A 24,707-nucleotide genomic window follows, 5' to 3' on the forward strand; every position below is an offset into this window, starting at 1 on the left:
GGGCAGACGATGTCCCAGACGTTGCATTCACTTCTGCGTGCGGTGGGGTTGCCCTGGCCTGATCAGCTGGCCAACGTGCCGATTGAGTCGATCACCTGCGACTCCCGCTGCGTCAGCCGCGGCAGCCTGTTTCTGGGGCTTCCCGGCGTTCGCGTCGATGGGGGCAGCTTCTGGCCCAGGGCCCTGGCCGATGGGGCGGCCGCCGCGGTGATCGGTCCGGCGGCGGCGGCGGTGCAACCACCCGGTCCGGAGGATCCGGTGCTGGTGGTGCCGGAGCCGGTGGCCCAGTGGATCGGTGAGCTGGCGGCGGCGTTCTGGCAGCGGCCCTCCAGCCGCATGACCCTGATCGGGGTGACGGGCACCAACGGCAAGACCACCACCACCCACCTGATCGAGCACCTGGCCGCCCAAGCCGGTCGGCCCGCTGCCCTGTTCGGCACCCTGGTGAACCGCTGGCCCGGCCACAGCATCACCGCCACCCACACCACCGCCTTCGCCGATCGGCTGCAGGCCCAACTGGCGGAGGCCGTGGCCGGTGGCACCCAGGTGGCAGCGATGGAGGTGAGCTCCCACGCCCTGGAGCAGCAGCGGGTGGCCGGGTGCCGCTTCGCCGGGGCGGTGTTCACCAACCTCAGCCAGGACCACCTCGACTACCACCCATCGATGCAGGCCTATTTCGAGGCCAAGGCGTTGCTGTTCGCCGAGCCCCTGCTGGCGAGCGACGGGGTGCGAGCGGTGGTGACGATGGACGACCCCTGGGGCCGCCAGCTGGCGGAGCGGCTGGGCGACCGGTGCTGGCGCTGTTCCCTGGAGCCTGATCAGGAGGCGGAGCTGACCATGACCGATCTGGTGATGCGCTCCAGCGGTGTGGAGGGGCGCCTGATCACTCCCAAAGGCGAGGGGCGGTTCGCGTCGCCCCTGGTGGGGCGCTTCAATCTGATGAATCTGATGCAGGCGGTGGCGGTGCTCCAGCAGCAGGGTCTGCCCCTGCCTCTGCTGCTCAAAGGGCTCGGCAGTTTTCGCGGTGTTCCCGGGCGGATGGAGCGGGTGGTGGTGGCCTCAGCTGCAGCGGCTCAGTTGCCCGCCGTCCTGGTCGACTATGCCCACACCCCTGATGGCCTCAAGAATGCGCTTGAGGCGTGTCGCCCCTTTGTGGAGGGCCGTCTGATCTGCGTGTTCGGCTGTGGCGGTGATCGCGATCGGGGCAAGCGCCCCCAGATGGCCTCGATCGCCGCGAAGCTGGCGGATCGGGTGGTGGTGACCTCTGACAACCCCCGCACGGAGGACCCTCAGCAGATCCTTGCCGATGTGGTGGAGGGGCTGCCCTCCAGCACCGATTGCGTGGTGGAGGGGGATCGGGCGGCGGCGATTGCCGCTGCTGTCGCCGAAGCGAAACCCGGCGATCTGGTGCTGATCGCTGGCAAGGGCCATGAGGACTACCAGATTCTCGGCACCGAGAAAGTGCACTTCGATGATCGTGAGGAGGCGGGGAAGGCGCTGCGCTCTCGATTGACCAGCTGACCCCGCAGCTCTACAGCAGGGCCAGGATCCGGCTGCGGCCCACGATCAGGGCCACGCTCACGGCAAAGCCGATCAGGAGCAGCACCTGATAACAAAGGAAGAACAACCGCTCGCTGGCACCGCGATAAAAGCGCTGACCGCTCAGATTGCCGATCACCGTGACCGGAATCAGCAGCAGGGCACTGCCGGCGTTGCCGAGATGGAGGATGCCCAGGCTGATCAGGGGAATCAACTTCAGCAGGTTCTGCACCAGCAGGGCGATCAGTTGCGCTGCCACGAAGCGACTGCGTGGCACCTGATGGCGCAGGAAAAACACCGTGAGCAGCGGTGAGCCGGAATTGGCCACGGTCTGGCTGATGCCCACCCCCGATCCCACCAGCAGCAGGCCGGTGGGGCCGGCCGGTCCGCCGCCGCCACCGGCGCGGGCAATGGCGTTGCGCCCTGCCACCAGGGCCACATACAGCAGCGAGAGCAGGGCCACCAACACCTCCATGCGGCGATGCACAAGGTTGAGATCGCCGCCCGACACCAGAGCCCAGAGCGCCAGTCCGCCCAGGGCCGTGCCCAGCACCATGCCGAGCACCAGGGGTTGCAACAGGCGTCGCTCGCCTTCGCCGCGGTGCTGCCACACGCCGAGCAGGGCCGCCGGCAGCATCAGCATCGCCACCACGGCCAGGCCATCGCTCGGGCCGAGGGCGAACACCATCAGGGGCGACACGACAAAGCCACCGGTGCCCAGGCCACTGCGGGCGAAGCCCATCAGGAAGGCGGCGCTGAGGGCGAGCAGCAGGGCCAGCCAGGGCAGGGGCTGGGTGAGAAACGCCTGCAGCACAGCGATGCCTGAATCATTCACACCCTATGGCAGCTTCGCCAGGGCCTCCCGCAGCCGCTCCAGCTCCTCGTCGCTGCTGGTGATGTGGGTGCAGGCCCGCAGGCAGGCGGGATCGGCCAGGTCACGGATCCAGATTCCTTCGGCACCGAGCGCCTGCACCACCTGGCTGGGGGCGCTGGCGCTGGTCAGCGTGAAGCTCACCAGCCCGGCCGGCGGCGGACCCTCCAGCAGGGGCGTCGCCCCCGGCAGCGTGGCCAGGTGCTGCCAGAGCCTGGCGCTGAGCGCCGAGATTGTTTCCAGGCGCCGCTCGGCACTGCCCTGCTGCTCGAGCAGCTCCAGCGAGGTGCGCAATCCGGCCAGCAACGGGATGCAGCTGGTGGCGACTTCGAAACGGCGACTGTCGTGGTGAAACGGATCCGGGTCTCCAGCGATCGCCCGGCTTTCATCCTGGAGACTGCGCCAGCCGATCAGGGTGGGGCTGGCCTCCGCCAGCACCCGTTCGGAGAGGGCCACACCACCCAATCCCTCCGGACCGCAGGCCCACTTGTGCCCTGTGAAGGCGTAGATGTCGGCTGCGGCCGCGGCGTCGGCAACGGGGATCTGGCCAAAGCTCTGGGCCGCATCCACCAGCAGGTAGGGCTGGCTGGGGTGCTGATTGAGCTGCGCCGCCACCGCGGCGATCGGCATCAGCTGGCCGGTGTTCCAGAGCAGATGGGAGAGCACCACCAGGCGGGTGCGCGGCTGCAGATGGGCCGCCAGCGCCTGGAGCACGGCGGCATCGGTTTGCTTCTGCTCTTCGCGACCACCCCGGAGCTGTTGCACCGGCAGGGTGTCGATCGGCAGTCGCTGGCGTCGCGCCAGCTCGTGACAGGCGGCCACCACACCGGGGTGTTCGCAGTCGCTGATCAGGATCCGATCCCCCGGCGCCAGGGGCAGACCCCAGAGCGGCAGCACACAGCCACTGGTCACGTTCTCGCTCAGGGCGAGGCGATGGGGGGCGACGCCGCACAGCCCGGCCAGCAGGCTCCGGGTGCTGTTCACCTCGGCGCTGATGTAAGGCCAAACGTCGGCGGTGAAGGGCCCCAGCTCCTGGATGCGCTGCCAGCAGGCGGTGATCGCCTCCAGCGACGGGGTGGGCAACGGGCCCTGGCCGCCGTAGTTGCAGTAGGTCTTGTTGGCGAGGGCGGGGCAGAGGTGGCGCATCGCTCCAGGCGTCAGCGTCTGAACTGGATCATCGCTGGATCTTCGGCTTGGCAGCGGGATCAGATTGGGGTGTGTCGCGCTGATGGCGATGGACGCCAAGGTGATCGTTGGCAGCGAGGAGTGGTGCGGCCTGCCCGGGATCGGCCTGCCGGCGATCAAGGCGCGGGTGGATTCCGGTGCCGCCACCTCCTCACTCCATGCCTTCAACATCGCGCCCTTTCAACGGGAGGGGCAGGAGTGGATCAGCTTTGAGGTACACCCGCTGCAGAGCGACCGCTCGGTGGTGGTGCGGCATGAGGCTCCCGTGCTCCAGCAGCGGGGCGTGAAGAACACCAGTGGCCTGGTGGAGGCCCGCTACGTGATCCGGGAGACCCTGCAGCTGGGGGATCAGCAGTGGCCGATCGAGATCACCCTCACCAATCGCGATGCCATGGGGTATCGGATGCTCCTGGGCCGGGAGGCGATGGTGGGGCGGGTGCTGGTGGATCCCGAGGGCAGCCATCACCTTGTCCAGTACGCAGCGCCTGAGGTGGAGGCGATGTATGCCCATCACCGGGTGGAACGCACAGGCCTGCGCATTGCTCTGCTCGCCACCGATCCCGACCTCTACAGCAACCGCCGCCTGATGGAGGCAGGAGAGGAGCGGGGCCATCGCATGGAATTTCTGGCGATCAAGCACTGCTACATGCGCCTCGATGCCCAGAGCCCGGAGATGCATTACCGAGGGCGGGATGTGCTGGAGCGTTTCGATGCGGTGATCCCGCGCATCCGGCCCAGCGTCACCTTCTATGGCTGTGCGGTGACGCGTCAGTTTCAGGCCATGGGCCTGCAGACGCTCAACACGGCGGAAGCGATCAGTTGCTCGCGCGACAAGCTGCTGGCCTCGCAGCTGTTCGTGCGCCACGGGTTGAATGTGCCGGTGACGGGCTTCGCCAGCTCCCCGCTCGACACGAAAGACCTGATCAAGATGGTGGGTGGGGCGCCGCTGATCGTGAAGTTGCTCGAGGGTGCCCAGGGGCGCGGCGTGGTGCTGGCGGAAACCCAGAAGGCGGCGGAGAGTGTGATCAACGCGATGAAAAGCATCAACGCCAACCTGTTGGTGCAGGAATTCATCAAGGAAGCCGGCGGCAAGGATCTCCGCTGTTTTGTGATGGGCGGCAAGGTGGTGGCGGCGATCGAGCGCACCGCGGCCCTGGGCGACTATCGCGCCAACCTGCACCAGGGCGGCAAGGCCCGGGCGGTGCGGGTGCTGCAGAACGAGCGACGTCTGGCGATCGCCGCCAGCCGGGCGATGGGCCTCGATGTGGCCGGTGTCGACATCATCCGTTCGGAACGCGGCCCCCTGCTGCTGGAGGTGAATTCCAGCCCCGGGTTGGAGGGCATCGAAACCGCCACGGGCAAAGACCTGGCGGGGCGCATGATTCAGGAGCTGGAGCGCAAGCTCGGCTGGGTGCGCCCCATGCATTCCGCTCTAGCCTGAGGGTCTGAATTCATGCTGGGTCTTGGCATCCGTTGACTGGCTCTGGATCCTCCACCCGTTTCTGGCGGTGGTGCTGATCTATCCCCTGATCGGCATGGTGATCCGCCTGGCGCTGCAGACCCGGCAGCGACGCCTGCAAAAAACCAAACTTCCCCCCACAGTCGGCCGCGACCACAGCGATCTGGGCCGATGGTTGTCGGCCGGCGTGGTGGTGATCGTGCTGATCGCCCTCACGGTGGTGATTGCCACGAAGGCGCCTCTGTCGGCGTTCACCGGGGGAGCCCCCCGGGCCATCCAGCTGCTGCTGGTGCTGATCGGCACGCTGGTGAGCCTGGTGGCGCTCTGGTTCTCGAAGGCGGCGGGGCTGCGTTTGGCGTTTGCCCTGATCACTTGGGCCGGTGTGCTCGGGCTCGGCGCCCAGCCGGAGGTCTGGCGGCTGTCGGATAACCCCCTGGATGGGGCCTTCTGGCAGTCGCATTACTGGGCCGGCGTGGGGGTGACGGGCTTGATGCTCTTCTCGCTCGGCGCCCGGCCCGAGATCCTGCGCGACATCCGCCTGCGACGGTTGCATGTGAGCGCCAGTGTGCTGGCGGCCGTGCTGTTTGTGCTGCAGGGGCTCACCGGTACCCGGGATCTGTTGGAGATCCCCCTGAGCTGGCAGAAGCCGGCGGTGTATGCCTGCGATTTCGAGGCGCGCACCTGCCCGCCACCGGCTCAGAGCACCTGAACCACTTCACTCACTTCAGGGATCATTTCGCGCAACTTGCGCTCGATGCCCATCTTGAGCGTCATGGTGCTGCTGGGGCAGCTGCCGCAGGCGCCCTGCAGACGCACCTTCACCACCGGACCATCGATTTCCACTACTTCCACGTTGCCGCCGTCGGCCATCAGGAAGGGACGCAGTTCATCGAGTACCTTCTCCACGTTCTCGCTGGAGAGGGGCAGGGTTTCCGTGCTCATGGCGGCGTTGCGGGGAAGTCAGGACAACAATCGTAGGCAGGTCCTGTGCGACACCGGCCCATAGCCTTGAACGGCTATGCCGCCTGCTGTCATCGCTTTGGAACGCTACGACGCTGTGCTGGTGGGTGCTGGGATCATGAGCGCCACGCTGGCCTCGCTCCTGCAGGCCCTCGATCCCGAGCTGCGCCTGCTGCTGGTGGAGCGGCTGGAGGCGCCGGCGCTGGAGAGCAGTGCAGCGGTGAACAACGCCGGCACGGGCCATGCCGCCAACTGCGAACTGAATTACACGCCGCAGCAGCCGGATGGCACCGTGGCCACGGCCAAGGCCCTGGCGATCAATGCGTCCTTCGAGACCAGCCTCGAGTTCTGGGCTTCGCTGGCGGAGCGGGGACAGTTGCAGCCCGACACCTTCCTGCACCGTGTGCCCCATTGCAGCCTGGTGTGGGGTGATGCCGATGTGGCGTTTCTCCGGCAGCGGCATCGCCAGCTGAGCGCGTTGCCGGCGTTCGCGGCAATGGAATGGAGCACCGACCGGGCTGAAATCGCCGCTTGGATGCCATTGGTGATGGCGGGGCGTCGCCAGGATCAGCCGATCGCGGCCACCCGGATCGCCCGGGGCATGGATGTGGATTTCGGGGCCCTCACCCGTGCCCTGCTGGCGCCCCTGCAGGCGGCCGGCTCCCTGGAGCTGCTGTTGGGCACCACGGTCACCGATCTGCAGCGCTGCTCTGCCGCTACGGATGGGGGATCAGCTGACTGGTGCCTGACGCTGCGTGGCCCTTCAGGTGATCGCCAGGTGCAGACGCCTTTTGTGTTTCTGGGTGCCGGCGGTGGCGCCTTGCCCCTGCTGCAGCGCAGCGGCATTCCGGAAGCGGACGCCTACGCCGGGTTTCCGGTGAGCGGGCAGTGGTTGGTCTGCAACGACCCGGCCCTGGTGGAACGCCACCACGCCAAGGTGTACGGAAAAGCCAGGGTGGGGGCGCCGCCGATGTCGGTGCCCCACCTCGACAGCCGCTGGATCGATGGCCAACGGTCGCTGCTGTTCGGCCCCTATGCCGGCTTCAGCAGCAAATTTCTCAAAACCGGCTCCCTGCTCGATCTGCCCCGCTCGGTGCGACGCCGCAATCTGGTGCCGATGCTGCAGGTGGGCGTGAACAACCTGCCTCTGGTGCGGTATCTGATCAACCAGCTGCGCCAGAGCGATGCCGAGCGCATGGAGGCTCTGCGCGCCTTCCTGCCCCAGGCGCGCCCTCAAGACTGGACGCTGTCGGTGGCCGGCCAACGGGTGCAGATCATCAAGCGCACGCCGGAGGGGGGGCGGCTTCAGCTGGGGACTGAGGTGGTGGCCGCCGCCGACGGCTCCCTGGCGGCCCTGCTGGGGGCCTCGCCCGGAGCGAGCACGGCGGTGACGATCATGCTCGAGGTGCTGCAGCGCTGTTTCCCGCAGCGCCTGGCCAGCCCCGCCTGGAGCGAGCGTCTGCAGCAGTTGCTGCCCAGTGTGGGCCAGGACCTCAAGGCTGATCCGGCGTTGTTGGCCCGCACGCGCGCGCGCAGCGACGCTTTGCTCAGCCGTGCTCCAGCGACCCGGTGAGATTCACGATCACCACCCCGGCGGCGATCAGGCCCATGCCGATCAGTTGGCCGGAGCTGGGCACCTGGCGATAGGCCAGCACCCCCACCAGCACGATCGCCACGATGCCGATGCCACTCCAGAGGGCATAGGTGAGGCCCAGAGGGATGCTTTGCACCACCCGCGACATCAGGGCCATCGAGGTGGCGTAGGCCGCCAGCACCAGCAAGGTCGGCAGCGGCCGGCTGAAACCCTCCGACAGCTTGAGGCAGGAGGTGCCCACCACCTCAGCGGCGATGGCGAACAGCAACAGGATCCAGGGAGAGGTCATCGGTGTCAGGCCTTGATGAACTCATCCACTGACACACCGGCTTGGCGAATGATGGCCCTCAGAGTGCCTTCCGGCATATCGCCCGGGTGGTTGGGAAGCGTGGTGTAGGCAGAGTCGCTCGGTCGGTACCAAATCTCATGGGAGCCAGCGGCCTGCCGATCAAAGCCAAATCCGAGTGCTTTCAATTTCTTGGCGACGTCGCGATAGCGGAATCCTGCCAGTCGCCCCACGTCAGACCCCAACGACCAGGGGGATGTCGAACTCCTCTTCGAGTGGAGCTGCCGGAAGTTCCTCTCCACGCTCGAGTCGAGCTTCGACCAGACGCTTGGCAAGGTCTCGGGCGATCTCCAGCGTTTCAGTGACGGTGCGACCCTGAGCCACCAGGCCAGGAATGGCGTCACAGGTGCCCAGGAAGCACCCTTCAGGGAGTCGCTCGATATGCACCTGGACCAACTGCTCGTTCATGGCCTGATCTGCGACCTCACCACGCTAGGCAGCAGCGCTCTGGTGGCTGCTCCCTAGGATCGCTTCACTGAAGCCGCACACCCGAGCCGGGATTTCGCCAACCGCATGACCGCCGCCCCCGTCTCCCGGATCCGCAATTTCTGCATCATTGCCCACATCGACCACGGCAAGTCGACCCTGGCCGATCGCTTGCTGCAGGACACGGGCACGGTCGCCAGCCGCGACATGCAGGAGCAGTTCCTCGACAACATGGAACTGGAGCGTGAGCGGGGCATCACGATCAAGCTTCAGGCCGCCCGGATGAACTACAAAGCGGCCGATGGAGAGGAGTACGTCCTCAACCTGATCGACACCCCCGGCCATGTGGACTTCTCCTACGAGGTGAGCCGCTCCTTGCAGGCCTGCGAAGGGGCGCTGCTGGTGGTGGATGCCAGCCAGGGCGTGGAGGCCCAGACCCTGGCGAATGTGTATCTGGCGCTGGAGAACGATCTGGAGATCATCCCGGTGCTCAACAAGATCGATCTGCCTGGGGCGGAGCCGGACCGGATCAAGGAGGAAATCGAGGCGATCATCGGGCTCGACTGCTCTGGAGCGATCCCCTGTTCCGCCAAAACCGGCTTGGGAGTGCCGGAGATCCTGCAGGCGGTGGTGGATCGGGTGCCGCCGCCGGCCGATGCGGTGGAGGAGCCCACCAAGGCCCTCATCTTCGACTCTTACTACGACCCCTACCGGGGCGTGATTGTGTATTTCCGGGTGATGAGCGGCCGGATCAGCTGCAAAGACAAGGTGCTGCTGATGGCCAGCCAGAAAACCTACGAATTGGATGAGATCGGTGTGATGGCACCGGATCAGCGCAAGGTGGAGGAACTCCACGCCGGCGAGGTGGGCTATTTGGCGGCCTCGATCAAGGCGGTGGCCGATGCGCGGGTGGGCGACACGATCACGTTGGTGAATGCTCCGGCTGACGAACCTTTGCCTGGCTACACCGAAGCCAAGCCGATGGTGTTCTGCGGCCTGTTTCCCACGGAGGCCGATCAGTACCCCGATCTGCGCGAAGCCCTCGACAAGCTGCAGCTCTCGGATGCGGCCCTGCGCTATGAGCCGGAAACCAGCAGCGCCATGGGCTTCGGCTTCCGCTGCGGTTTCCTTGGCCTGCTGCACATGGAGATCGTGCAGGAACGGCTGGAACGGGAATACAACCTCGATCTGATCGTCACGGCGCCGTCGGTGATCTACAAGGTGAATCTGATCGATGGCAGCGAGGTGATGATTGATAATCCCGCCACACTTCCCGATCCGCAGAAACGGGAGTCGATCGAAGAACCGTATGTGCGCATGGAGATTTATGCGCCCAATGATTACAACGGCACCTTGATGGGCCTGTGCCAGGAACGGCGTGGTGACTTCATCGACATGAAATACATCACCACCGAGCGGGTGACCTTGATCTATGAGATGCCGCTGGCGGAGGTGGTCACCGACTTCTTTGATCAGATGAAGAGTCGCACCCAGGGCTATGCCTCGATGGAATACCACCTGATCGGTTATCGCCGCAACGATCTGGTGCGCCTGGATGTGCTGATCAACGGCGAGAAAGCTGATCCGCTCACCACGATTGTGCACCGCGACAAGGCCTACAACGTGGGCAAGGGCCTGGTGGAAAAGCTGAAGGAACTGATCCCCAGGCAGCAGTTCAAGATTCCGCTGCAGGCCTCGATCGGCAGCCGGATCATCGCCAGCGAAAGCATCAATGCGATTCGCAAGGATGTGCTCGCCAAGTGCTATGGCGGCGATATCTCACGCAAAAAGAAATTGCTGCAGAAACAAGCGAAAGGCAAGAAGCGCATGAAGGCGATGGGCAAGGTGGATGTGCCCCAGGAAGCCTTCATGGCGGTGTTGAAGCTGAATCAGAGCCCTTGAGCAGGGCTCTTTCTTCACTTCAAGGGTTGCGGAACTGACCAGCGCCGGTGAGTTCCACGTCGGCGGCATCGTTGCAGTAGGAGAAGTTGGCACTGGGATTGCTGGGATCGCAGAAGCCTTCGTTGTTGCCGATGCCGTTGTTGTCTTTCAGCGACTCGGGATCGATCTGGGTGTACACCCCCTTGCCTCGTTCGGCGAACAGCTTCATCCAGGGGGATTCCAGACCAAGTGCGGTGGTGAACACCTTGGCGGGGGTGGCGCGCTCATTGTTCTTGGCGATGTAGTACTCCACCGTGGGGCCGTAATCGCGGCTGCTCCAGCGGCGACCGCGTCGATCCTGGCTCGGTTCACCATCGGAGAGGAAATACACCGCATTCACGTCGGCCATCGTCATCGCTTTTTCCAATCCATTCCAGGGATCGGTGCCGCCCCAGCGGGTCACATTGCCGGCGCTGAGGGAGTTCACGAACTCCTTGGCGGATTGGTAGTGGTCCACATCACCGATGCGCACCAACCCATCGGAGGAGCGGCTCCATTCGCGGTGGTTGGAATATCCCCTTGAGCTGAAGGCGGTGAGGGTGATTTTGGTGTCGGGTGCGTTGTGATGCAGATCGGTGAGCACCGCCAGTAGTTCCTTCTGAAGCGATTCCATCCGGGTCATGGCACAGGAGCGTCTGGTGCTCTGATAGCGCTGGCCATTCCAGTAGGTGCGCTTGTCTCCATTGCCGCTGCCCCAGAGGATGCAGGCGCTCATCGAACCGGAGCCATCCACCAGGAAAGCGACGCGATCGCTGTTGAGTTCGGGGAAGAAGGCGGAGTCGATGGCGATGCCGGTTTCGCCGTAGTTCTCGAGGCGTTTGTCCGCCCGTGCAAAGGCGGCGAGATAGAGGGGATAAACCGAGAGAGAACGGCTGCTGTTGCTCAGTTGCAGATGGCTTTCGTTGAGATTGTCGTCGTATTCCGTGCCGGTGTTGGGATCAATGAATTTCACCAACTTGTAGTTGGGATCGGTTTCAATCCTCAGGGCTGGTTCGCGATAGATGCGCTCCGGGGTGGTGTAGGAGTCGGTGCTGAAGTTTACATCGAGGCTGGAAGCAATGGCCTCGAGTTGCTTGGTTTTGTTGTTGTCTTCTGTGTCGGTGCACTCACCGCTGGCGCAGGGCATCAAGGCGATGTCATCGATCACCCTGGCAATGAAGATTTCGTCGGTTTCGTTGTAGGTGCCGTCGATGCTGAGGGGGGCGCCACAGCGCGAGAGGCTGTAGCCCTTGCCGCTGGCGCTGGTGCTGATGCCATAAAACACCGGATCGGTCAGCTCGATCATCTTCAGGCCGAACACAGGCCGAAACACCTGGTTGCTGGCGCTCGCTTTGGCCTGGCAGGTTTGCAGCGGTGCGGCATATTGCTCATCGGCCAGGTCAAAATCCACCCCCTGGCTGGCCTTGCTGCCATTCACCATGATGTGCATGCTGCGTTCCACTTCAGAACGGAGCAGCCGCAGCCCGTTCGTGGTGTTCTGACGCAGGCTCGCTTTGCCTTCGGCCCGATTGATCAACACGTCGGTGGAGCGCAGCGCCATCGCCCCTGCTCCGATCACCAGCACACCGGCGGCGAGCGCCACGATCGCTTCGGTGGTGCCCATGCCCCGGCAGCGCTTCGATCTGCGTTTCGGTGGTGTGTTGCGTAGGAAGGCGGGGAGTTTCATGGCATCCGGGTCAGGGGGGCTGACCTCGATACAGTCAGTGTGACGGGTTCAAGCGGTCTGTTCCTAAGGCGGCTGTGAACAGATTCTGAGAAGAGGCTGAATTCACGTCGTTCAGCTGCTGTCGCATTGGCTGGTGCTCTGGGTCCAGTTGCCTCGATGCAGGTAGCCATTGCCCGAGAGCAGCACGCAGCGCTGCTTCAGGGGCTGGCCAGTCATGCTGGCGTGGTGCCGGGAACGGATCACGAACACCACATCGTCGTGGTTGATCGTGCCCGGTGGGGTGATCTCAAACTTGGTCTGGCCCCCTTTGAGGTGAATCATCAGTTCCACCTCCCGCGCCTGCTTCGTATTTTCGAGCTTGAGAAAGCGAAAGTCAGGGTCGCGAGGATTCAATGCAGCATCCGCATTACAGGCGGGATCGTTGTCCCCTTCGATGACGCACAGACGGCCATCACTACCATTGACGCGTGTGCCATCGGGTTTGGTGAATTCCACCAGCTGCCATGGCTCCAGAAAGCTGTCGCGGGCCGGAGGGGTGGCGATGAAGCTGATTTTCTCTTTCCCGGCCTTGGCCTTGAGGTCAAACAGGCCGGCTTCCAGGTTTTCGGTGTAGCGATCCACCTGCCCCTGCAGCAGCTGTCGCCGCCAGGCGGGCAGGGCCCAGGCGGTGGTGAGGCCGGCGATCACTAACATCACCAGCATCTCCACCAGGGTGAATCCCCGGGACGGCCATCGATGCATGCAAGGCGTTCGCATGGTCATCACGGGCAACGGGCCTGGAAGTTGGGATTCAGCTCCAGCACCCGGTACTCCCTGCCGATCGATCGTTCGGGTGCCTCAAACCCGTAGCTGATCACCAGGGTGTCGGCCGTGTCGGCGAAGCGCATGGTGCGGCTGACGTCCGGCAGGCGCAGTCTGAGGCTGCGGGAGGGATCGGTGCTGGCTGACGAGCGGGTTTCGATGTAAGCCTTCAGCGCTGCTGAGGGATCAGAGCAGGCGGTGCTGCCGGGTTGATCGGCGGGTTCGGGCGCATCGAAGCGAAATTCCGAGTCGGCCTTCTGGATCAGCTGGATGTTTTCGCTCACCGCCGCCTCGATGCGGGTGCGTTCTCCCTGCAGACGCCCGGTGGCGAGGGCTGCCACCGTGAGCCTGCCCACCGCTGCCATCACGGCCGACAGCACCACAGCAGCAATCAGCACCTCCACCAAGGTGAAGCCGGACTGCTTGCTGAGGCGCACAGTCCGCTGATGCCAGCGAGGGCGGCGGATCATGACGAAGCCAGGGACGCTTGAAGAAGAACGACGAGGACAACCTTTTCTTCTCTTCATGCTCCGTTGGTCATGCCCCTGTCTGGGTTGCAACTCAGCCAGAGTTCCCTGAGAACTTTCTGAGGGCCGAAGTCGAGTCGGGGTGAGCCTTAGAACCGCTTGAAGATGTCGAGACCGGTGCCACGGATGCCGCGCAGCACCTGCCGGCCATAGCCATTCTCTGGCTCCCAGCCCCAGAACTCCTGGGCTGAAGCAATCACTGGCGTGCCGCCCACGTCGGTATTGAGTAGGAGACCATGGCCGTTGGCACAGATGTCGTGGGCCCACACGATTCCTGCCATCTGGGCATCAGCCGAGAGCGAAAGACTGGCCTTGGGCAGGTGAATCAGGGCGGCGGGCAGGGCATCACCAGCGATCTGGAGCACATAGGGCTTGCTGGTGATGCTGTTGCACTGGGACGGTTGAGGCCCAGTGGATGAACTGATCACCAGCCGCTCCGGTTGGGAGGCATCACAGCTGCTGCCACCGGGGCTGGTGAGGCAGAGGCTGCTGTTGCCATCCAGCTGGATCCTGCCGCTGAGTCCGCTTGCGACTGCTGTGTTGTAGGGCAATTCCAGATGCAGCACCACCGCGTCGATGGCACTGCCGAGCGTGCGGAAGCGCAGGTTGGTGTTGTTGAGATTGATGTGCTCGACGAAGAGATGGCACACGGTGTTGCTGCTGTTTTTTGCCACGCAGATGTCATCTGCATCGATGGCCACGGTCCAGCGTCCGTTGCTGCTGGTTTGGCTGATTGAGGCTGGTTTGGAGGTGCTCAGTGAATCGTGGGCACGGGTGCACACCACCGAATTTCTGCAGCCGGAGGCACGGCCGCCACTGTCATCGAAACTCCAGATCCGCACCTTGCTGGTGCTGGCCGGCATCATGTCGATGGTTTTGCCCTTGTCGTAACTGGTGAGGGGGATGCTGCCCTGGAGCACCGGCCAGAGATCCCGGGCGATGGCGCTTTCGATGCTGGTGTTGGAGCCGCTGAAACTGAGGCCAGGAAGTGTTTTCAGATAGCTGGCATTGGCGCAGTTGCTGCTGGGGTTGCGAAAGTTGGCATCGCTGCTCACATTCCAAACGATTTTTCCCTTGGATTCAGTGGAAGCGCCGGCGATCGAAGAGCTGCCAAGATTGAGATAGTTGCCAGCAATCACGGCCCAATCCTCTGGGGTGAGCACCATCGCCGACACATTCAGGGTGCGTGTGAGCAGGGCGCGCGACAGCTCCTCCCCGTCGCCTGTGCCTTCGCGACGCACCAGGCCTTCCACTTCAAACACCCCTTCACCACTGGGTTTGGCGTAGCCTCGAAGTCGGTAATACGTCTTGATCGCATCGTCGCGGCCATCGTCACGCAAGGTGTCGGCATCCGAAGGCAAGGAGAGCGGGGTTTCCTCCAGCGGATCCCAGTTGATCGCCCCATTGCTCAGCAGCGCTGAAGTGTTGGTGCAGAGCTGGGGCAGCACGGGTGGGGCGTCGGTGGCAAAGAGATTCCACTGATAGCCGGGTGCTGGGATGCCGGGCTCGCCTGCTTTCTCCCGGTTGTTCACCGCATAAAGAAACCCGAGGTAGTCGTCGGGGCTGTTGTTGTTGAGGCGGCCGAGGATGCGGTTGAAGCCATTCACTGCGGCGGTTTCGGCCAGCTGTTGGTAGCTCTCGCTGGCACCGAGTTTGCGGGCCATCAGCTGCCGGATGAGCAGGCCGGTGGCCGCGGCGATCAGCAGCATGCCGATGAGCAGGGCCAGCAACAGGGCAATACCGCGTTCTTCCCGTGAAGAGCCAGGCGCGCCCTGCCTGGCACTGTGGCGCAGAAGCCAGTGCAGGCTGGAGATCCGGTGGCGGCGCGGCTGCTGGGTCATGGGTCTGTCCTAACGGCAGTCGAGATCGGAGGCTGTGATCGCGGCGCTGCTGCTGCCTTGTTCCAGATCACTGGCTCCGTTGCTCAGATCCACACAGGCCATCACGTTGAAGTTGGCAGCCGAGCTGTCGGCAGCCGTGAACTCGTAGTAATCGTCGTTGGAGCCGTTATCGGTGCGGGTGATGGTGTAGCGCCCGTTGGGCATGGTGATTGCGGTGTTCAGCGAGGTGCAGCCACTGGCCGGGCCGGAGTCGGTCATCACGGCAGCGATCCCGTTCAGGTCTCCCCAGGTGGGAGCACTGCCGTTGTTGCAGCCGCTGGCGGTGGTGTTGTTCTCGTCGACATAAGCCACCAGGGTGTTCTGGAGCTGGGCCAGGGCTGCTGCCGCTTCGCTCTGCCGGGTGCGTTGCACCTGATTGAAGTAGTTGGGCAGGGCGATGGCGCTGAGAATGCCCACGATCACCACGGTGATCAGCACTTCGGTGAGGGTGAAAGCCTCGGCTCTGGCGTTTCTGGATCGGTCCGATGAAGGCGTTAAGAATCGCGTCACCATGGGCCGTGACCACTGCACATCATCATCATGTGCCTCGCAGGGCGGATTTGGCTGTGAACTCCCTGAGACCTTGCTTGGAACTTCCCTGGTCTTGACCTGACACCATGTCTGCTCACCGTGATCACGGGGGCGGGCTTTTCGCTCTCAGACGCGTGGGGCGTGAAGCGGAAATGGTTGCTGCAACTTCATGTAACCGACGCTGTTGGGGGGTGATGACCTTGGTGATCATTATTTCTGGACTTCAGCTCTACTGGGGAAGGAGCCGAGGCAGGCGGGGAGTGGTAGACTGAGATTGAACGCACATATAATTGATATATTTTGGAAAAAAATTTGATTTTTCGATTCGAGTATTTTAGTAAAGGTTCATGGAGTTGATGTCAAGCTTTGGGGGTGTTAGTTGCTGTGCTTGGTAGCCCTTGGGCTTCACTGTTCAGCAAAATTGATACTGCTCTGGTAGTTAAATGGTTATCGGTTAATTGGTTTTGGTTTGATTGTAGGGAGGTATTAGCGCTTTTGTGAAGCCGCAGAAATGAGCTGCGGCTTTTTCTTTTCCTGGCGCTTTCTTGGTAAGGTCTGGTGGTCGCTAAGTGTTTATTTTTACGAGCAGGTTGGAGCGGTGGCTCCAAGTGTATTGTTGATCTCTATTTTGCCTGTTGACAGGTTTACACATCCTGATAATACTTTACTGGCCAAATCTGCGCCTGCTCCTGATTTTCCGGTTGCAGTCATTGGTAAGACAGTGGCGTTAGCGGCTAGGGTTCCGGTTACAGCGTAGTCGAAATTGCCGGCCGCATCAGCTTTTGCTATAGAGCCTGTCGTGGGAGTCTCCAGGGTTGTTTGTACTTTGCTTGCGTCATTTGAGTATTGGTATTCTGCATGTCCTTCTTTGAGAAGGCCGGAAAGCTTTGTGGTCGCTTCCGAGACTTTCGCTTTTGTTGTTTGATTCAAGAAATTCGGCAGCGCCACCGCCGAGAGGATGCCGACGATCACGATCACGATCATCAGCTCCACCAAGGTGAAGCCTTTCTGGAGAGCGTTGCCGGAGCGCTTGCGCTTCAGCAGGGCCAGTTGGAGCCGGTTGTTGAGTGTGCTCATGGCAGGGAGAGCGATGGGTGCACCACAGGTGCGGTCCCTTTCATCATTCCCCGCCCGATTTGACTTGGGATGGAAGTTGGGCTGAGGTTTCCCTAAGAAGGCTCTTAGCTGATCTCTCAGATGTGTCGATCCGGCCGCTGCCTTCCCTGCGCCTCTGGTTGCAGTCCACCACGTTGTTGGCCGTGATCGCTGGCTACAGCTTGCTGCTGGCGATGGATTCCGTGATCAGCGAGCGGGAGCGGCGCGCCCAGCATGAGCGCCTGGTGGAGGCCCTGATCTCTCTGGAACAGAGTCAGCGCTTGCCCCGCCTCAGTCCGGCGGAAGCCGATGGCGAGGCCCCGCTGCTCCGTTGGCGTGTGCTTCCCGGCCGGCAGCCCCAGCCGATCACCCGCACCGGCGGCACCGATGCTCCACAGGAGCTGGTGAGCCGTCGCCCCTTGCCCGGCGTCCGCGCCACGCCCCTCACCCTGGAGGTGCGCCAGAACATCACCGCCTCCCTGCAGCAACAACGCAGCACCCAGTTGTTGTTGGTGGCGGCAGCAGGCGTGTCCGCCCTGTTCACATCGCTGTTGCTGCGGTTGGTGTTGCGCCGCGGTCTGGTGCAACCACTGCAGGCCTTGGCCGCTGATGTGGCCTCCCTGGAGGCCGACCATCTCGGTGAGCATTGGCTGCCGGTTGCCCAGCAGTCGCAAGAGCTGCAGCCGATCGCCCAGGCGTTCAATGAGCTTCAACAGCGTCTGGCCCTGGCCTGGCAGCAGGAGCGCACCTTCATCGATGGAGTCGCTCACGAGCTGCGCACGCCGATCACCGTGATCTCCGGCCATGCCCAGCGGCTGCAACGTCGCGGTCTGCCCACCGAGCTGCAGGAACCGCTGCGCCTGATCGCTGCGGAAGCCGCCCGCATGGCCACCCAGCTGAGCATTCTCCGTGATCTGGCACGCAGCGATGCCGGACGCCTGCAGCCCCAGTGGCAATCGCTCGATCCCGATGAGCAGCTGCTGCTGGCCTTTGAGCGCTGGCAGGCCCGCTCGCCAGCACGGCTCACGCTTCCGGTGCCCGAGCCAACGCCACCCCAGCGGATTCAGGCCGATCCCGAGCTCCTGCAGCAGTGCCTGGATCTGTTGATCGACAATGCTCTGCGCTACAGCTCCGATTCGGTGGCGTTGCAGCGCAGTGTGGGCGCCACCGGGGAGACGATCCTGCATGTGCTCGACCGTGGCCCCGGCATCCCTGGGGCGGAGCGCGACCAGGTGGTGTGCCGGTTTGTGCGTGGCAGCAGCTCCAGCGGCACCCGCGGCATGGGCATCGGTCTGGCGTTGGCGTTGGCGCTCGCCACCGCCCTGCGGGCCCAGCTGCGGATCGCTGCTCGCACCGCTGGCGGTGCCGATCTGCAGGTGGTGTTCAGTGCGGCTCCTGCTGCGCCATCTCCCGCGCCATGAAGCCCACCCCGCGCACGGTGTGCAGCAGGCGCGGTTGGTCGCTGCTTTCCAGCTTGCGGCGCAGATACCCCACGTACACATCCAGGGTGTTGGGATCGCCCACGAACGGGCTGCCCCACACCCCATCGAGAATCTCCTGGCGTGGAATCACCTCTCCAGCACGGCGCAGCAGAAAGGCGAGCAGATCGAATTCCCGTTGCGAGAGATTGATCGTCCGCTCCCCCCGTCGCACCTGGCGCGTCAACAGCGCCATGGTGAGGTCGCCGAGCTGGAGGCAGTCTCCGTCGCTGCGGTGCTGTTGGTAGTGCCCTCGTCGCAGCAGGGCCCGCACCCGGGCATGCAGTTCGGCGATCTCAAACGGTTTGCTCAGGTGGTCATCGGCACCCATGTCGAGGGCCATCACCCGATCGCCCGTGTCGGCGCGTGCTGTGAGCATCAGCACCGGGGTCTGGTCGCCACTGCGGCGTAGCCGTTGGCAGATCTCCGTGCCGGCGAAGTCCGGGAGGCCCCAATCGAGCACCACCAGGTCGAATCGCTCCTGGCGCAACCGCATCAGGGCCTCCTGGCCATTGAGCACGCCGGTGCAGCTCAAGCCTTCCGCCTGCAGATCGTCGAGCAGGAAGCGCAGCAGTTCCGGGTCATCGTCGACGACGAGGAGGTGATCCACCGCAGGAGGTCAGGTTTCTCCATCGTGCCGCTCGGGGGAATCCTTCACACAGTTGCCTTGGATTCGATGCTCTTGCCCCTGGCCCTCTCCACCTCCGCGGTGCTGCTGCTCGGCAGCGCTTCCATCCACACCCTCAGCCTCCAGGGGCATCTCCGTCTGCAGGCCGCCGAGCGGCGCAGCGAAGCGGCCGATTGGTTGCGCTCGGCCGCGCAGGCGTTTGCCGCCGCCGCTAGCGGTGCGGAGGCCTGTCTGCTGCCCTGGCCGATGCAGGCCTGGGAGGGGGGCGTGGTGGGTTGCACGGCCGCCGATCCCGCTCGGTTGCGCAGTGGTGTGCTGGCGGAACGCCGTTGGACCCTGCGCGACTGGCAGCCCTCAGGGGATACGGGCCTGCTGCATCTGCAACTCGATGACGGTCGCCGTGCCGTCTTTCGCCTCAGCCTCAACCCGGAAGGCCCGGTTGTGCTTGGCATCAGCGAGCCCCAACTGCAGGGACGTGCCACCGGGGAGGTGACGTCATGAGCCTGGTGGAGGTGTTGGTGTCGTCGGTGCTGTTGGCCTCCAGCAGCAGTGCCGCCCTGGCCGTGTGGAGTCAGGCCGGGGTTGCGGTGCAACGCAGCAGCCAGCTGGAGGAGCGGGCGAACCAGCTGGAGCGCCAGCGCCTCGCCACCCACCGCTGGTTGGCGTCGCTGGACGATGGTGTGGCACTGCTGGACCCAGCCGCCGACTGCGCTTTTGCGGCAGGGGCCGTGGCGGCAGCGGCTGACCAGGCCCTGCCCCTGCCCGATGGCGCTGAGCGCCGCTGGGTTGCGGCGGCTGAGGGGGCCGGCCTCTGGTTGGAGCTTGAGCACGGGACGGCGCGGCGCCGCCAGCTGTTCAGTGCGGCGGCCTACGGATTGTGCCAGCCATGAACCAGGCCTCGAAGGGATTCAGCCTGGTGGAGCTGCTGGTGGCGATCGCCATCCTCGGCATCCTGGCGTCGCTGGGCCTGGTGCACGCCGGCAGCGATCGCGATCAGCTCCAGCTCGACACTGCGGCCCGGCGCTTGCAGCTCGGCTTGGAACGGGGGCGCAGCCTCGCCCGCCGCCAGCAGCGCGCCTGTGGCATCAGCCTCGAAGCTGAGGGCTGGTTGCCGTCAGCCGAAGAGGCTCTACCCGGCGAGCTCGCCGCCTGCTCCGGCGCTGGCCTCGCCCTGCAGGAAGCCCTGGAGCAGGGGCCGATTCAGCTGCACACCAACCTGCCGCCGGTGCTGCGGATCGCCGCCAACGGGCTGCTGATCGATGGCGGCACCGTGGTGCTCAGCCATAGTCGCCTGCAGCGCAGCCGCTGCCTGGTGGTGAGTCTGCCGCTGGGGATCAGCCGCCTGGGCCTCTACGACGGTGCCGCACCGGCTGGGGGAGAGGCGCCGAGCAGCAGCCGTTGCCGTCCTGATCCCGGGGAGGCCTGACGCCATGCGCTTCCACTCGTTCCGTTCCCGTTCCGCCGGCTTCACCCTCCTGGAACTGATGCTCGCCCTCAGCCTCGGGGTGATGGTGTTCGGGGTGTTGCTCAACCTGATCGCCGGTGATCTGCGCCTGGGCGGTGCGATGGCCGCGCGGCTGCGGGAATCGGCCCGGCAGCGCCGCACCCTGGAGTTGATCCGCGATGAACTCGCCCTCGGCCAGGGCCGCATGCTGGAGCCGCCGGTGTCGGATCAGTGGCCCTGCGCCATGGCGGGTCGACGCCCCGTTCTCGCCATTGCCACCGAAGCCGGCGACCCCCAGGCGCGCCGCCGCGCGATTGTGTATTCGGTGGGCCGGGCACCGTCGGCGATCTGGCGCGGCCGGGTGTTGATGCGCTGTGGACCGGCCTACAACCTGGAGGGCCTTCCCAGCCTCGACGCTGCTTATCAGAATCGGGTGGTGCTGGATGCACTCCCTGATGATGCAGCCGCCGGTTTTGTGGTGTCGCCCGATCCGGAGCTTCCCGTGCTCCAGCTCGAGCTGGAGCAATCGCTGCCTGGCCGCGATGGTGCCGCCCGGCGGCTTCGCAACGCCATGGCGGCTTGAGGGGTGGCCGGGATGTTGACGCCATGGCGTCGCTGGCGGCAGGCCCCCAGCACGATTCAGTCGCGGCTGGAGCGCACCAGCCTGATTGCGGTGCTGCTCGGCTATGGCCTGCTGCTCGCCGTGGATCTGCAGCTGTTCAACGAACAGCGCCACCAGCGCCAGCTGCAGACGATGGAACGGGCCGAGTTGCTCTTGGCGGAGACTGCCGAGGCGATGGCCCGAACCTCCGCAGGCGGCCGACAGGGACGCTTCGATGCGAGCGGGCTGCAGCGCAGCCTCAGTGATTTCTCCTCCTACCGCCTGGCGCTTTGGATGCATCCCCAGGGCATTCCCGCCTCGCTGGTGGCGCCGAAACGCAGCAGCAATGCCCTGATCAGCACCGTGCCCGGTCTGCGCGAGCGGGCCGAAACCCTGGCCCATCGCAACAGCCTGCCCCAGCTGTTTGAACGGAAGGATCGCCACTATGTGGTCTCCAGCCGGGTGGTGGAGTTCGGCGGCGCCAGCTGGGACCTTTATCTGCTCGAGGATGTGAGCGATGAGGTGCGCTTCCAGCGCCTGCTCAACGGCCTGCTTCTGCTGGCGGCCGCCCTCGCCTCCCTGGTCACGATCCTGATCAATCGGCGCGGCATCGAGCGCAGCCTGCAGCCCCTGAAGCGCTTCAACCGAAGGATCGCAGCGGTGAGTTCCAGCTCACTGGAGAAGCAGCCGTTTCGTCCTGAGCAGGAACCGGAGGAGCTGCAACCCCTCGCCCAGGGGTTCAACGATCTGATGGCGCGCCTGGCGGAGGCCTTCACCCGGCAGCGCCAGTTCGCCAGCACCGTGAGCCATGAACTGCGCAATCCGATCACCCTGATCAGTGGCTACAGCGGTCGTTTGCTGCGACGGTCTGACAACCTCACACCGCAGCAGATCGAGCAGCTGGGAATCATCGAGGAGGAGGGGCGTCGCCTCACGCGGCTGATCAGCGACCTGCTGGCGATCACCCGCGCCGATAACGATCAGTTGGCGATCGAGCCGGTGCCGGTGGGGGTGTGTGATGCGGCGGAGCAGGCGCTGCGGCTGGCCCAGGGCTCAAGATCCCATCACCTGCGCCTGGTGCCGCCCGATCTGGGCGATCCCCACGCGCTTCAGGCCCTCGCTGATCGCGACCGTCTGGTGCAGTGCCTGGTGAATCTGCTGGAGAACGCCTGCAAATTCAGCCCGCCCCACACCACGGTGGAGCTGTCCTGCAGCTGCAGCGACGAGCGCGTGCTGTTGCGGGTGCAAGACCAGGGCCCGGGCGTGCCGGAGGCTGATCGCGACAGGATTTTCGAGCGCTTCGGGAGGGGGCGTCACGCCGCCGGGGTGCCCGGCAGCGGCATCGGCTTGTCGGTGGTGAAGACCCTGGTGGAGCAGATGGAGGGGTCGATCCATGTGGAAACGGCTGAGGGCGGCGGCGCTGCGTTTGTGCTCGGCCTGCGGCGATGGTTGGGCCCCCAGCGAGAATCGGCCCAACCCAACCACTCCCGCGGCGGCCTTTGAGCTTCGGTTTCTCTCCCTTAGGGCTTTCCCGCCCCAGCCTGTCGGCGCGCATGGCCCGCTGGGGGCTGGTGATCGTGGCGATCTACATCGCCGTGGCCCTGCTCACCCCCCTGCTGCTGACGGCCGGTCTGCTGCCGGATCCCAATGCCGGCCTCGACAACCCGATCTACGCCCCGCCCTCCTGGCAGCACTGGTGCGGCACCGATCGGCTCGGCCGCGATGTGTGCGTGCGCACCTTGCAGGGCAGCGGCGTCGCCCTCCAGGTGGTGCTGCTGGCGGTGGCCCTCGCCCTGGTGATCGGCGTGCCCCTGGGAATGGTGAGCGGCTATCTGGGGGGCGGCGTCGACCGGGTGTTGGTGTTGTTGATGGACACCCTCTACACCCTGCCGGTGCTGCTGCTCTCCGTGGTGCTCGCCTTCCTGCTCGGCCGGGGCATTCCCAATGCGGCTGCGGCGTTGTGTGTGGTGTATGTGCCCCAGTATTTCCGGGTGGTGCGCAACCAGACCGCCCAGGTGAAGGCCGAGTTGTTTGTGGAGGCGGCCCAATCCCTCGGCGCCGGGCCGGTGTGGATCCTGCGCCGTTATCTGCTGCGCAATGTGATCACTTCGGTGCCAGTGCTGCTCACCCTCAATGCCGCCGATGCGGTGCTGGTGTTGGGGGGGCTCGGCTTTCTCGGCCTCGGTTTGCCGGAAACGGTGCCCGAGTGGGGCGGCGATCTCAACCTGGCCCTGGCGGCGGTGCCCACCGGCATCTGGTGGACGGCGCTCTATCCGGGGCTGGCGATGTTTGTGCTGGTGCTCGGGCTCTCCTTTCTTGGTGAAGGGCTGGAGGCCTGGGTGAGCAGCAGCGGTCGAGACGCGGCAGACTGAAGGAATTCGCAGCTGCTGCCATGCCCTGGTGGGCCACGCTGATCTTCCTGTCTTTGATGACCTATCTGTGGTTGTCGGGGCGATCCAATCCGGATGATGTGATCGGCCTGCTGGAGCAGATGTTGTCGATCGCCCTGGCCCTGGTGGTGCTGTTCATCGGCCGCAACCTGCTGCTCGAAACCCTGGTGCTGCTGTTTGCCCTGCGTCTGCCGACTGCGCGGCGCGGCATGCCGGTGATCGATCGGCCTCAGGCCAGCAAGGACGTGCTGATGCCGTTCTGATCGGCAGCGGCCAGTCAGCGTCTGCTTTTGCTTAACAGCGCAATCGTGCGGTGCGTGGGAGGTCCTCGAGGATCTCGCCGTCTTCACGCAAGGCCGGATAGGGCCGGCCCTGCTCGCGACACCAGCTGGCCACCTGGGGGTAGGCCCATTCAAACAGCAGGCTGTCGTAGTGATCGGGCGGAATCCCCTCCCCCTGGTGGGGAACCCGGCCCGCAGCCTGGCGTTGTCGCAGCGCCTCAAACAGCAGGGTGGCCGTGGCCACCGACACATTCAGCGACTGCACCATGCCGCGCATCGGGATGAACACGGCCTGATCCATCAGGGCGGTGGCGGCATCGCTCAGGCCCCATTTCTCCGCCCCGAGCACGAAGGCGCAGGGGCCGGTGAAATCGCAGTCGCGATAGTCGCGCGCATCCACGCCCAGGTTGGTGCCATAGAGCTTGAAGCCCTGCGCCTTCAGGTGGTGCACGGCCGCGGTGATGTCGGGGTGATCGCGCAGCGGCACCCAGCGCTGGCTGCCCTGGGCCGTGCTGTTGAAGGTGCGCGGCCTGCCACTCAGGCTCACCGCATGGGCCTCCAACACTCCCACCGCATCGCAGCTGCGCAGAATGGCGGAGAGGTTATGGGGCTTCTCCACATGCTCCACCAGCACCGTGAGATCGGCCATGCGCCGGTTGAGCACCGAGCGCAGCCGTTCAAACCGGCGGGGGAGCAGGGGCATGCCACAGGCTGGATCCTTTGATTCGAGGGTATGGGATGCCGTGGCCCGCATCCCCCAGGGCCGGCTCGCCACCTATGGCCAGGTGGCCGACTGGATCGGGGCCTATGGCTGTGCGCGTCAGGTGGGCTGGGCGCTGCGCCGCCTGCCCTTGCCTTCGCCGATCCCCTGGCACCGGGTGGTGAATGCCCAGGGGCGGGTGGCGATGAGCCTCAGCCGTGAGGGCTCCGACTGGATGCAGCGGCAGATGCTGATCGCCGAGGGGATTCCCGTCGACGACGAGGGGCGTCTGCCCCTGAAGCGCTTCCTCTGGACGCCGGAGCCGCAGGCGATCCGCGGAGCGCTAGGTCTGGAGCCTGACTGA

Annotated in this window: 28 protein-coding genes and 1 pseudogene; 15 read left to right on the forward strand and 14 right to left on the reverse strand. The window is 64.8% G+C overall.

The window, feature by feature from the left end; genetic code table 11:
* The first annotated feature begins 9 nt into the window (after nucleotides 1-9).
* A complete protein-coding gene (locus SynRS9909_RS03370) occupies nucleotides 10-1,521 on the forward strand; it encodes a UDP-N-acetylmuramoyl-L-alanyl-D-glutamate--2,6-diaminopimelate ligase (protein WP_007100477.1) in 1,512 nt (503 codons plus the stop codon).
* Between the two features lie 10 nt (nucleotides 1,522-1,531).
* Here the strand turns inward: SynRS9909_RS03370 and SynRS9909_RS03375 are convergent, their stop codons facing one another.
* On the reverse strand, nucleotides 1,532-2,374 hold the full coding sequence (locus SynRS9909_RS03375; RefSeq protein WP_007100476.1) for a sulfite exporter TauE/SafE family protein: 843 nt from the start codon (nucleotides 2,372-2,374) through the stop codon (nucleotides 1,532-1,534).
* A 3-nt stretch (nucleotides 2,375-2,377) separates the two neighbouring features.
* Nucleotides 2,378-3,556, reverse strand: a complete 1,179-nt coding sequence (locus SynRS9909_RS03380) for an aminotransferase class V-fold PLP-dependent enzyme (protein WP_007100475.1) — start codon at nucleotides 3,554-3,556, stop codon at nucleotides 2,378-2,380.
* Between the two features lie 88 nt (nucleotides 3,557-3,644).
* Between SynRS9909_RS03380 and SynRS9909_RS14145 the strand changes: the two are divergent.
* The 3 genes and pseudogenes from SynRS9909_RS14145 to SynRS9909_RS03390 all read left to right on the forward strand — a co-directional run.
* Nucleotides 3,645-4,037 (forward strand): annotated as a pseudogene (locus SynRS9909_RS14145) (ATP-dependent zinc protease); the annotation flags it as partial.
* A 90-nt stretch (nucleotides 4,038-4,127) separates the two neighbouring features.
* Nucleotides 4,128-5,036: a 30S ribosomal protein S6--L-glutamate ligase gene (gene rimK / locus SynRS9909_RS03385; RefSeq protein WP_370587899.1), complete on the forward strand. Its 909-nt coding sequence runs from the start codon at nucleotides 4,128-4,130 to the stop codon at nucleotides 5,034-5,036.
* A 22-nt stretch (nucleotides 5,037-5,058) separates the two neighbouring features.
* Complete coding sequence (locus SynRS9909_RS03390) at nucleotides 5,059-5,763, forward strand: DUF4079 domain-containing protein (protein ID WP_007100473.1); 705 nt, start codon at nucleotides 5,059-5,061, stop codon at nucleotides 5,761-5,763.
* Here SynRS9909_RS03390 and SynRS9909_RS03395 read toward each other — a convergent pair.
* A complete protein-coding gene (locus tag SynRS9909_RS03395; RefSeq protein ID WP_007100472.1) occupies nucleotides 5,751-5,996 on the reverse strand; it encodes a NifU family protein in 246 nt (81 codons plus the stop codon). The genes SynRS9909_RS03390 and SynRS9909_RS03395 overlap by 13 nt on opposite strands.
* 76 nt (nucleotides 5,997-6,072) lie before the next feature.
* On the opposite strand from SynRS9909_RS03395, the gene SynRS9909_RS03400 reads away from it, so the two are divergent.
* The gene (locus tag SynRS9909_RS03400; protein WP_038000803.1) at nucleotides 6,073-7,587 is read left to right on the forward strand and encodes a malate:quinone oxidoreductase; all 1,515 of its coding nucleotides are present in this window, start codon (nucleotides 6,073-6,075) and stop codon (nucleotides 7,585-7,587) included.
* On the opposite strand, the gene SynRS9909_RS03405 is transcribed toward SynRS9909_RS03400, so the two are convergent.
* From SynRS9909_RS03405 to SynRS9909_RS03415, 3 genes are read right to left on the reverse strand one after another with little or no spacing between them, the layout of a single operon-like run.
* Nucleotides 7,562-7,897, reverse strand: a complete 336-nt coding sequence (locus SynRS9909_RS03405; protein ID WP_007100470.1) for a multidrug efflux SMR transporter — start codon at nucleotides 7,895-7,897, stop codon at nucleotides 7,562-7,564. The two genes, SynRS9909_RS03400 and SynRS9909_RS03405, sit on opposite strands and share 26 nt — an antisense overlap.
* A 5-nt stretch (nucleotides 7,898-7,902) precedes the next feature.
* Complete coding sequence (locus SynRS9909_RS03410; protein ID WP_007100469.1) at nucleotides 7,903-8,127, reverse strand: type II toxin-antitoxin system HicA family toxin; 225 nt, start codon at nucleotides 8,125-8,127, stop codon at nucleotides 7,903-7,905.
* A 1-nt stretch (nucleotide 8,128) separates the two neighbouring features.
* Nucleotides 8,129-8,362, reverse strand: a complete 234-nt coding sequence (locus SynRS9909_RS03415) for a type II toxin-antitoxin system HicB family antitoxin (RefSeq protein WP_007100468.1) — start codon at nucleotides 8,360-8,362, stop codon at nucleotides 8,129-8,131.
* A gap of 105 nt (nucleotides 8,363-8,467) precedes the next feature.
* Here SynRS9909_RS03415 and lepA point away from each other — a divergent pair, with 105 nt between their 5' ends.
* A complete protein-coding gene (gene lepA / locus SynRS9909_RS03420) occupies nucleotides 8,468-10,282 on the forward strand; it encodes a translation elongation factor 4 (RefSeq protein ID WP_007100467.1) in 1,815 nt (604 codons plus the stop codon).
* A 19-nt stretch (nucleotides 10,283-10,301) separates the two neighbouring features.
* Here lepA and SynRS9909_RS03425 read toward each other — a convergent pair whose 3' ends face one another.
* From SynRS9909_RS03425 to SynRS9909_RS14120, 6 genes are all read right to left on the reverse strand, one after another.
* Nucleotides 10,302-11,987, reverse strand: coding sequence for a vWA domain-containing protein (locus SynRS9909_RS03425; RefSeq protein ID WP_162858293.1), 1,686 nt, complete (start codon nucleotides 11,985-11,987; stop codon nucleotides 10,302-10,304).
* Between the two features lie 111 nt (nucleotides 11,988-12,098).
* Nucleotides 12,099-12,728: a Tfp pilus assembly protein FimT/FimU gene (locus tag SynRS9909_RS03430; protein WP_007100465.1), complete on the reverse strand. Its 630-nt coding sequence runs from the start codon at nucleotides 12,726-12,728 to the stop codon at nucleotides 12,099-12,101.
* A 20-nt stretch (nucleotides 12,729-12,748) separates the two neighbouring features.
* A complete protein-coding gene (locus SynRS9909_RS03435) occupies nucleotides 12,749-13,258 on the reverse strand; it encodes a prepilin-type N-terminal cleavage/methylation domain-containing protein (RefSeq protein WP_007100464.1) in 510 nt (169 codons plus the stop codon).
* Nucleotides 13,259-13,404: 146 nt separating this feature from the next.
* Nucleotides 13,405-15,156, reverse strand: coding sequence for a hypothetical protein (locus SynRS9909_RS03440; RefSeq protein ID WP_007100463.1), 1,752 nt, complete (start codon nucleotides 15,154-15,156; stop codon nucleotides 13,405-13,407).
* 9 nt (nucleotides 15,157-15,165) lie between these two features.
* Nucleotides 15,166-15,708: a type IV pilin protein gene (locus tag SynRS9909_RS03445; protein ID WP_083774422.1), complete on the reverse strand. Its 543-nt coding sequence runs from the start codon at nucleotides 15,706-15,708 to the stop codon at nucleotides 15,166-15,168.
* Between the two features lie 597 nt (nucleotides 15,709-16,305).
* Complete coding sequence (locus SynRS9909_RS14120; protein WP_007100461.1) at nucleotides 16,306-16,803, reverse strand: prepilin-type N-terminal cleavage/methylation domain-containing protein; 498 nt, start codon at nucleotides 16,801-16,803, stop codon at nucleotides 16,306-16,308.
* Between the two features lie 122 nt (nucleotides 16,804-16,925).
* Between SynRS9909_RS14120 and SynRS9909_RS03455 the strand changes: the two genes are divergently transcribed.
* The gene (locus SynRS9909_RS03455; protein ID WP_007100460.1) at nucleotides 16,926-18,242 is read left to right on the forward strand and encodes a sensor histidine kinase KdpD; all 1,317 of its coding nucleotides are present in this window, start codon (nucleotides 16,926-16,928) and stop codon (nucleotides 18,240-18,242) included.
* Here SynRS9909_RS03455 and SynRS9909_RS03460 read toward each other — a convergent pair.
* Nucleotides 18,205-18,909: a response regulator transcription factor gene (locus tag SynRS9909_RS03460; protein ID WP_007100459.1), complete on the reverse strand. Its 705-nt coding sequence runs from the start codon at nucleotides 18,907-18,909 to the stop codon at nucleotides 18,205-18,207. The two genes, SynRS9909_RS03455 and SynRS9909_RS03460, sit on opposite strands and share 38 nt — an antisense overlap.
* Before the next feature lie 66 nt (nucleotides 18,910-18,975).
* On the opposite strand from SynRS9909_RS03460, the gene SynRS9909_RS03465 reads away from it, so the two are divergent.
* The 7 genes from SynRS9909_RS03465 to SynRS9909_RS03495 are packed head-to-tail and all read left to right on the forward strand — an operon-like array spanning nucleotide 18,976 to nucleotide 23,625.
* Nucleotides 18,976-19,428: a hypothetical protein gene (locus SynRS9909_RS03465; protein WP_007100458.1), complete on the forward strand. Its 453-nt coding sequence runs from the start codon at nucleotides 18,976-18,978 to the stop codon at nucleotides 19,426-19,428.
* Nucleotides 19,425-19,817, forward strand: coding sequence for a hypothetical protein (locus SynRS9909_RS03470; protein ID WP_007100457.1), 393 nt, complete (start codon nucleotides 19,425-19,427; stop codon nucleotides 19,815-19,817). The genes SynRS9909_RS03465 and SynRS9909_RS03470 overlap by 4 nt, the downstream gene beginning before the upstream one ends.
* Nucleotides 19,814-20,353, forward strand: a complete 540-nt coding sequence (locus tag SynRS9909_RS03475; RefSeq protein WP_007100456.1) for a GspH/FimT family pseudopilin — start codon at nucleotides 19,814-19,816, stop codon at nucleotides 20,351-20,353. Before SynRS9909_RS03470 ends, SynRS9909_RS03475 begins: the two co-directional genes overlap by 4 nt.
* Nucleotides 20,354-20,357: 4 nt before the next feature.
* Complete coding sequence (locus SynRS9909_RS03480; protein ID WP_007100455.1) at nucleotides 20,358-20,954, forward strand: prepilin-type N-terminal cleavage/methylation domain-containing protein; 597 nt, start codon at nucleotides 20,358-20,360, stop codon at nucleotides 20,952-20,954.
* Between the two features lie 12 nt (nucleotides 20,955-20,966).
* Nucleotides 20,967-22,475, forward strand: coding sequence for a HAMP domain-containing sensor histidine kinase (locus SynRS9909_RS03485; protein ID WP_007100454.1), 1,509 nt, complete (start codon nucleotides 20,967-20,969; stop codon nucleotides 22,473-22,475).
* Nucleotides 22,476-22,525: 50 nt separating this feature from the next.
* On the forward strand, nucleotides 22,526-23,344 hold the full coding sequence (locus SynRS9909_RS03490; RefSeq protein WP_007100453.1) for an ABC transporter permease: 819 nt from the start codon (nucleotides 22,526-22,528) through the stop codon (nucleotides 23,342-23,344).
* 20 nt (nucleotides 23,345-23,364) lie between these two features.
* Nucleotides 23,365-23,625 (forward strand): hypothetical protein, encoded by a 261-nt coding sequence (locus SynRS9909_RS03495; RefSeq protein ID WP_007100452.1) that lies wholly within the window; start codon nucleotides 23,365-23,367, stop codon nucleotides 23,623-23,625.
* Nucleotides 23,626-23,656: 31 nt separating this feature from the next.
* Here SynRS9909_RS03495 and trmH read toward each other — a convergent pair whose 3' ends face one another.
* Nucleotides 23,657-24,346 carry a tRNA (guanosine(18)-2'-O)-methyltransferase TrmH gene (trmH, locus tag SynRS9909_RS03500; protein ID WP_007100451.1) on the reverse strand — a complete coding sequence of 230 codons (690 nt, stop codon included), beginning with the start codon at nucleotides 24,344-24,346 and terminating at the stop codon, nucleotides 23,657-23,659.
* Here trmH and SynRS9909_RS03505 point away from each other — a divergent pair.
* Nucleotides 24,345-24,707, forward strand: coding sequence for an MGMT family protein (locus SynRS9909_RS03505; RefSeq protein ID WP_007100450.1), 363 nt, complete (start codon nucleotides 24,345-24,347; stop codon nucleotides 24,705-24,707). The two genes, trmH and SynRS9909_RS03505, sit on opposite strands and share 2 nt — an antisense overlap.

The sequence above is a fragment of the Synechococcus sp. RS9909 genome, assembly GCF_014279595.1.
Classification (GTDB): Bacteria; Cyanobacteriota; Cyanobacteriia; order PCC-6307; family Cyanobiaceae; genus Synechococcus_C.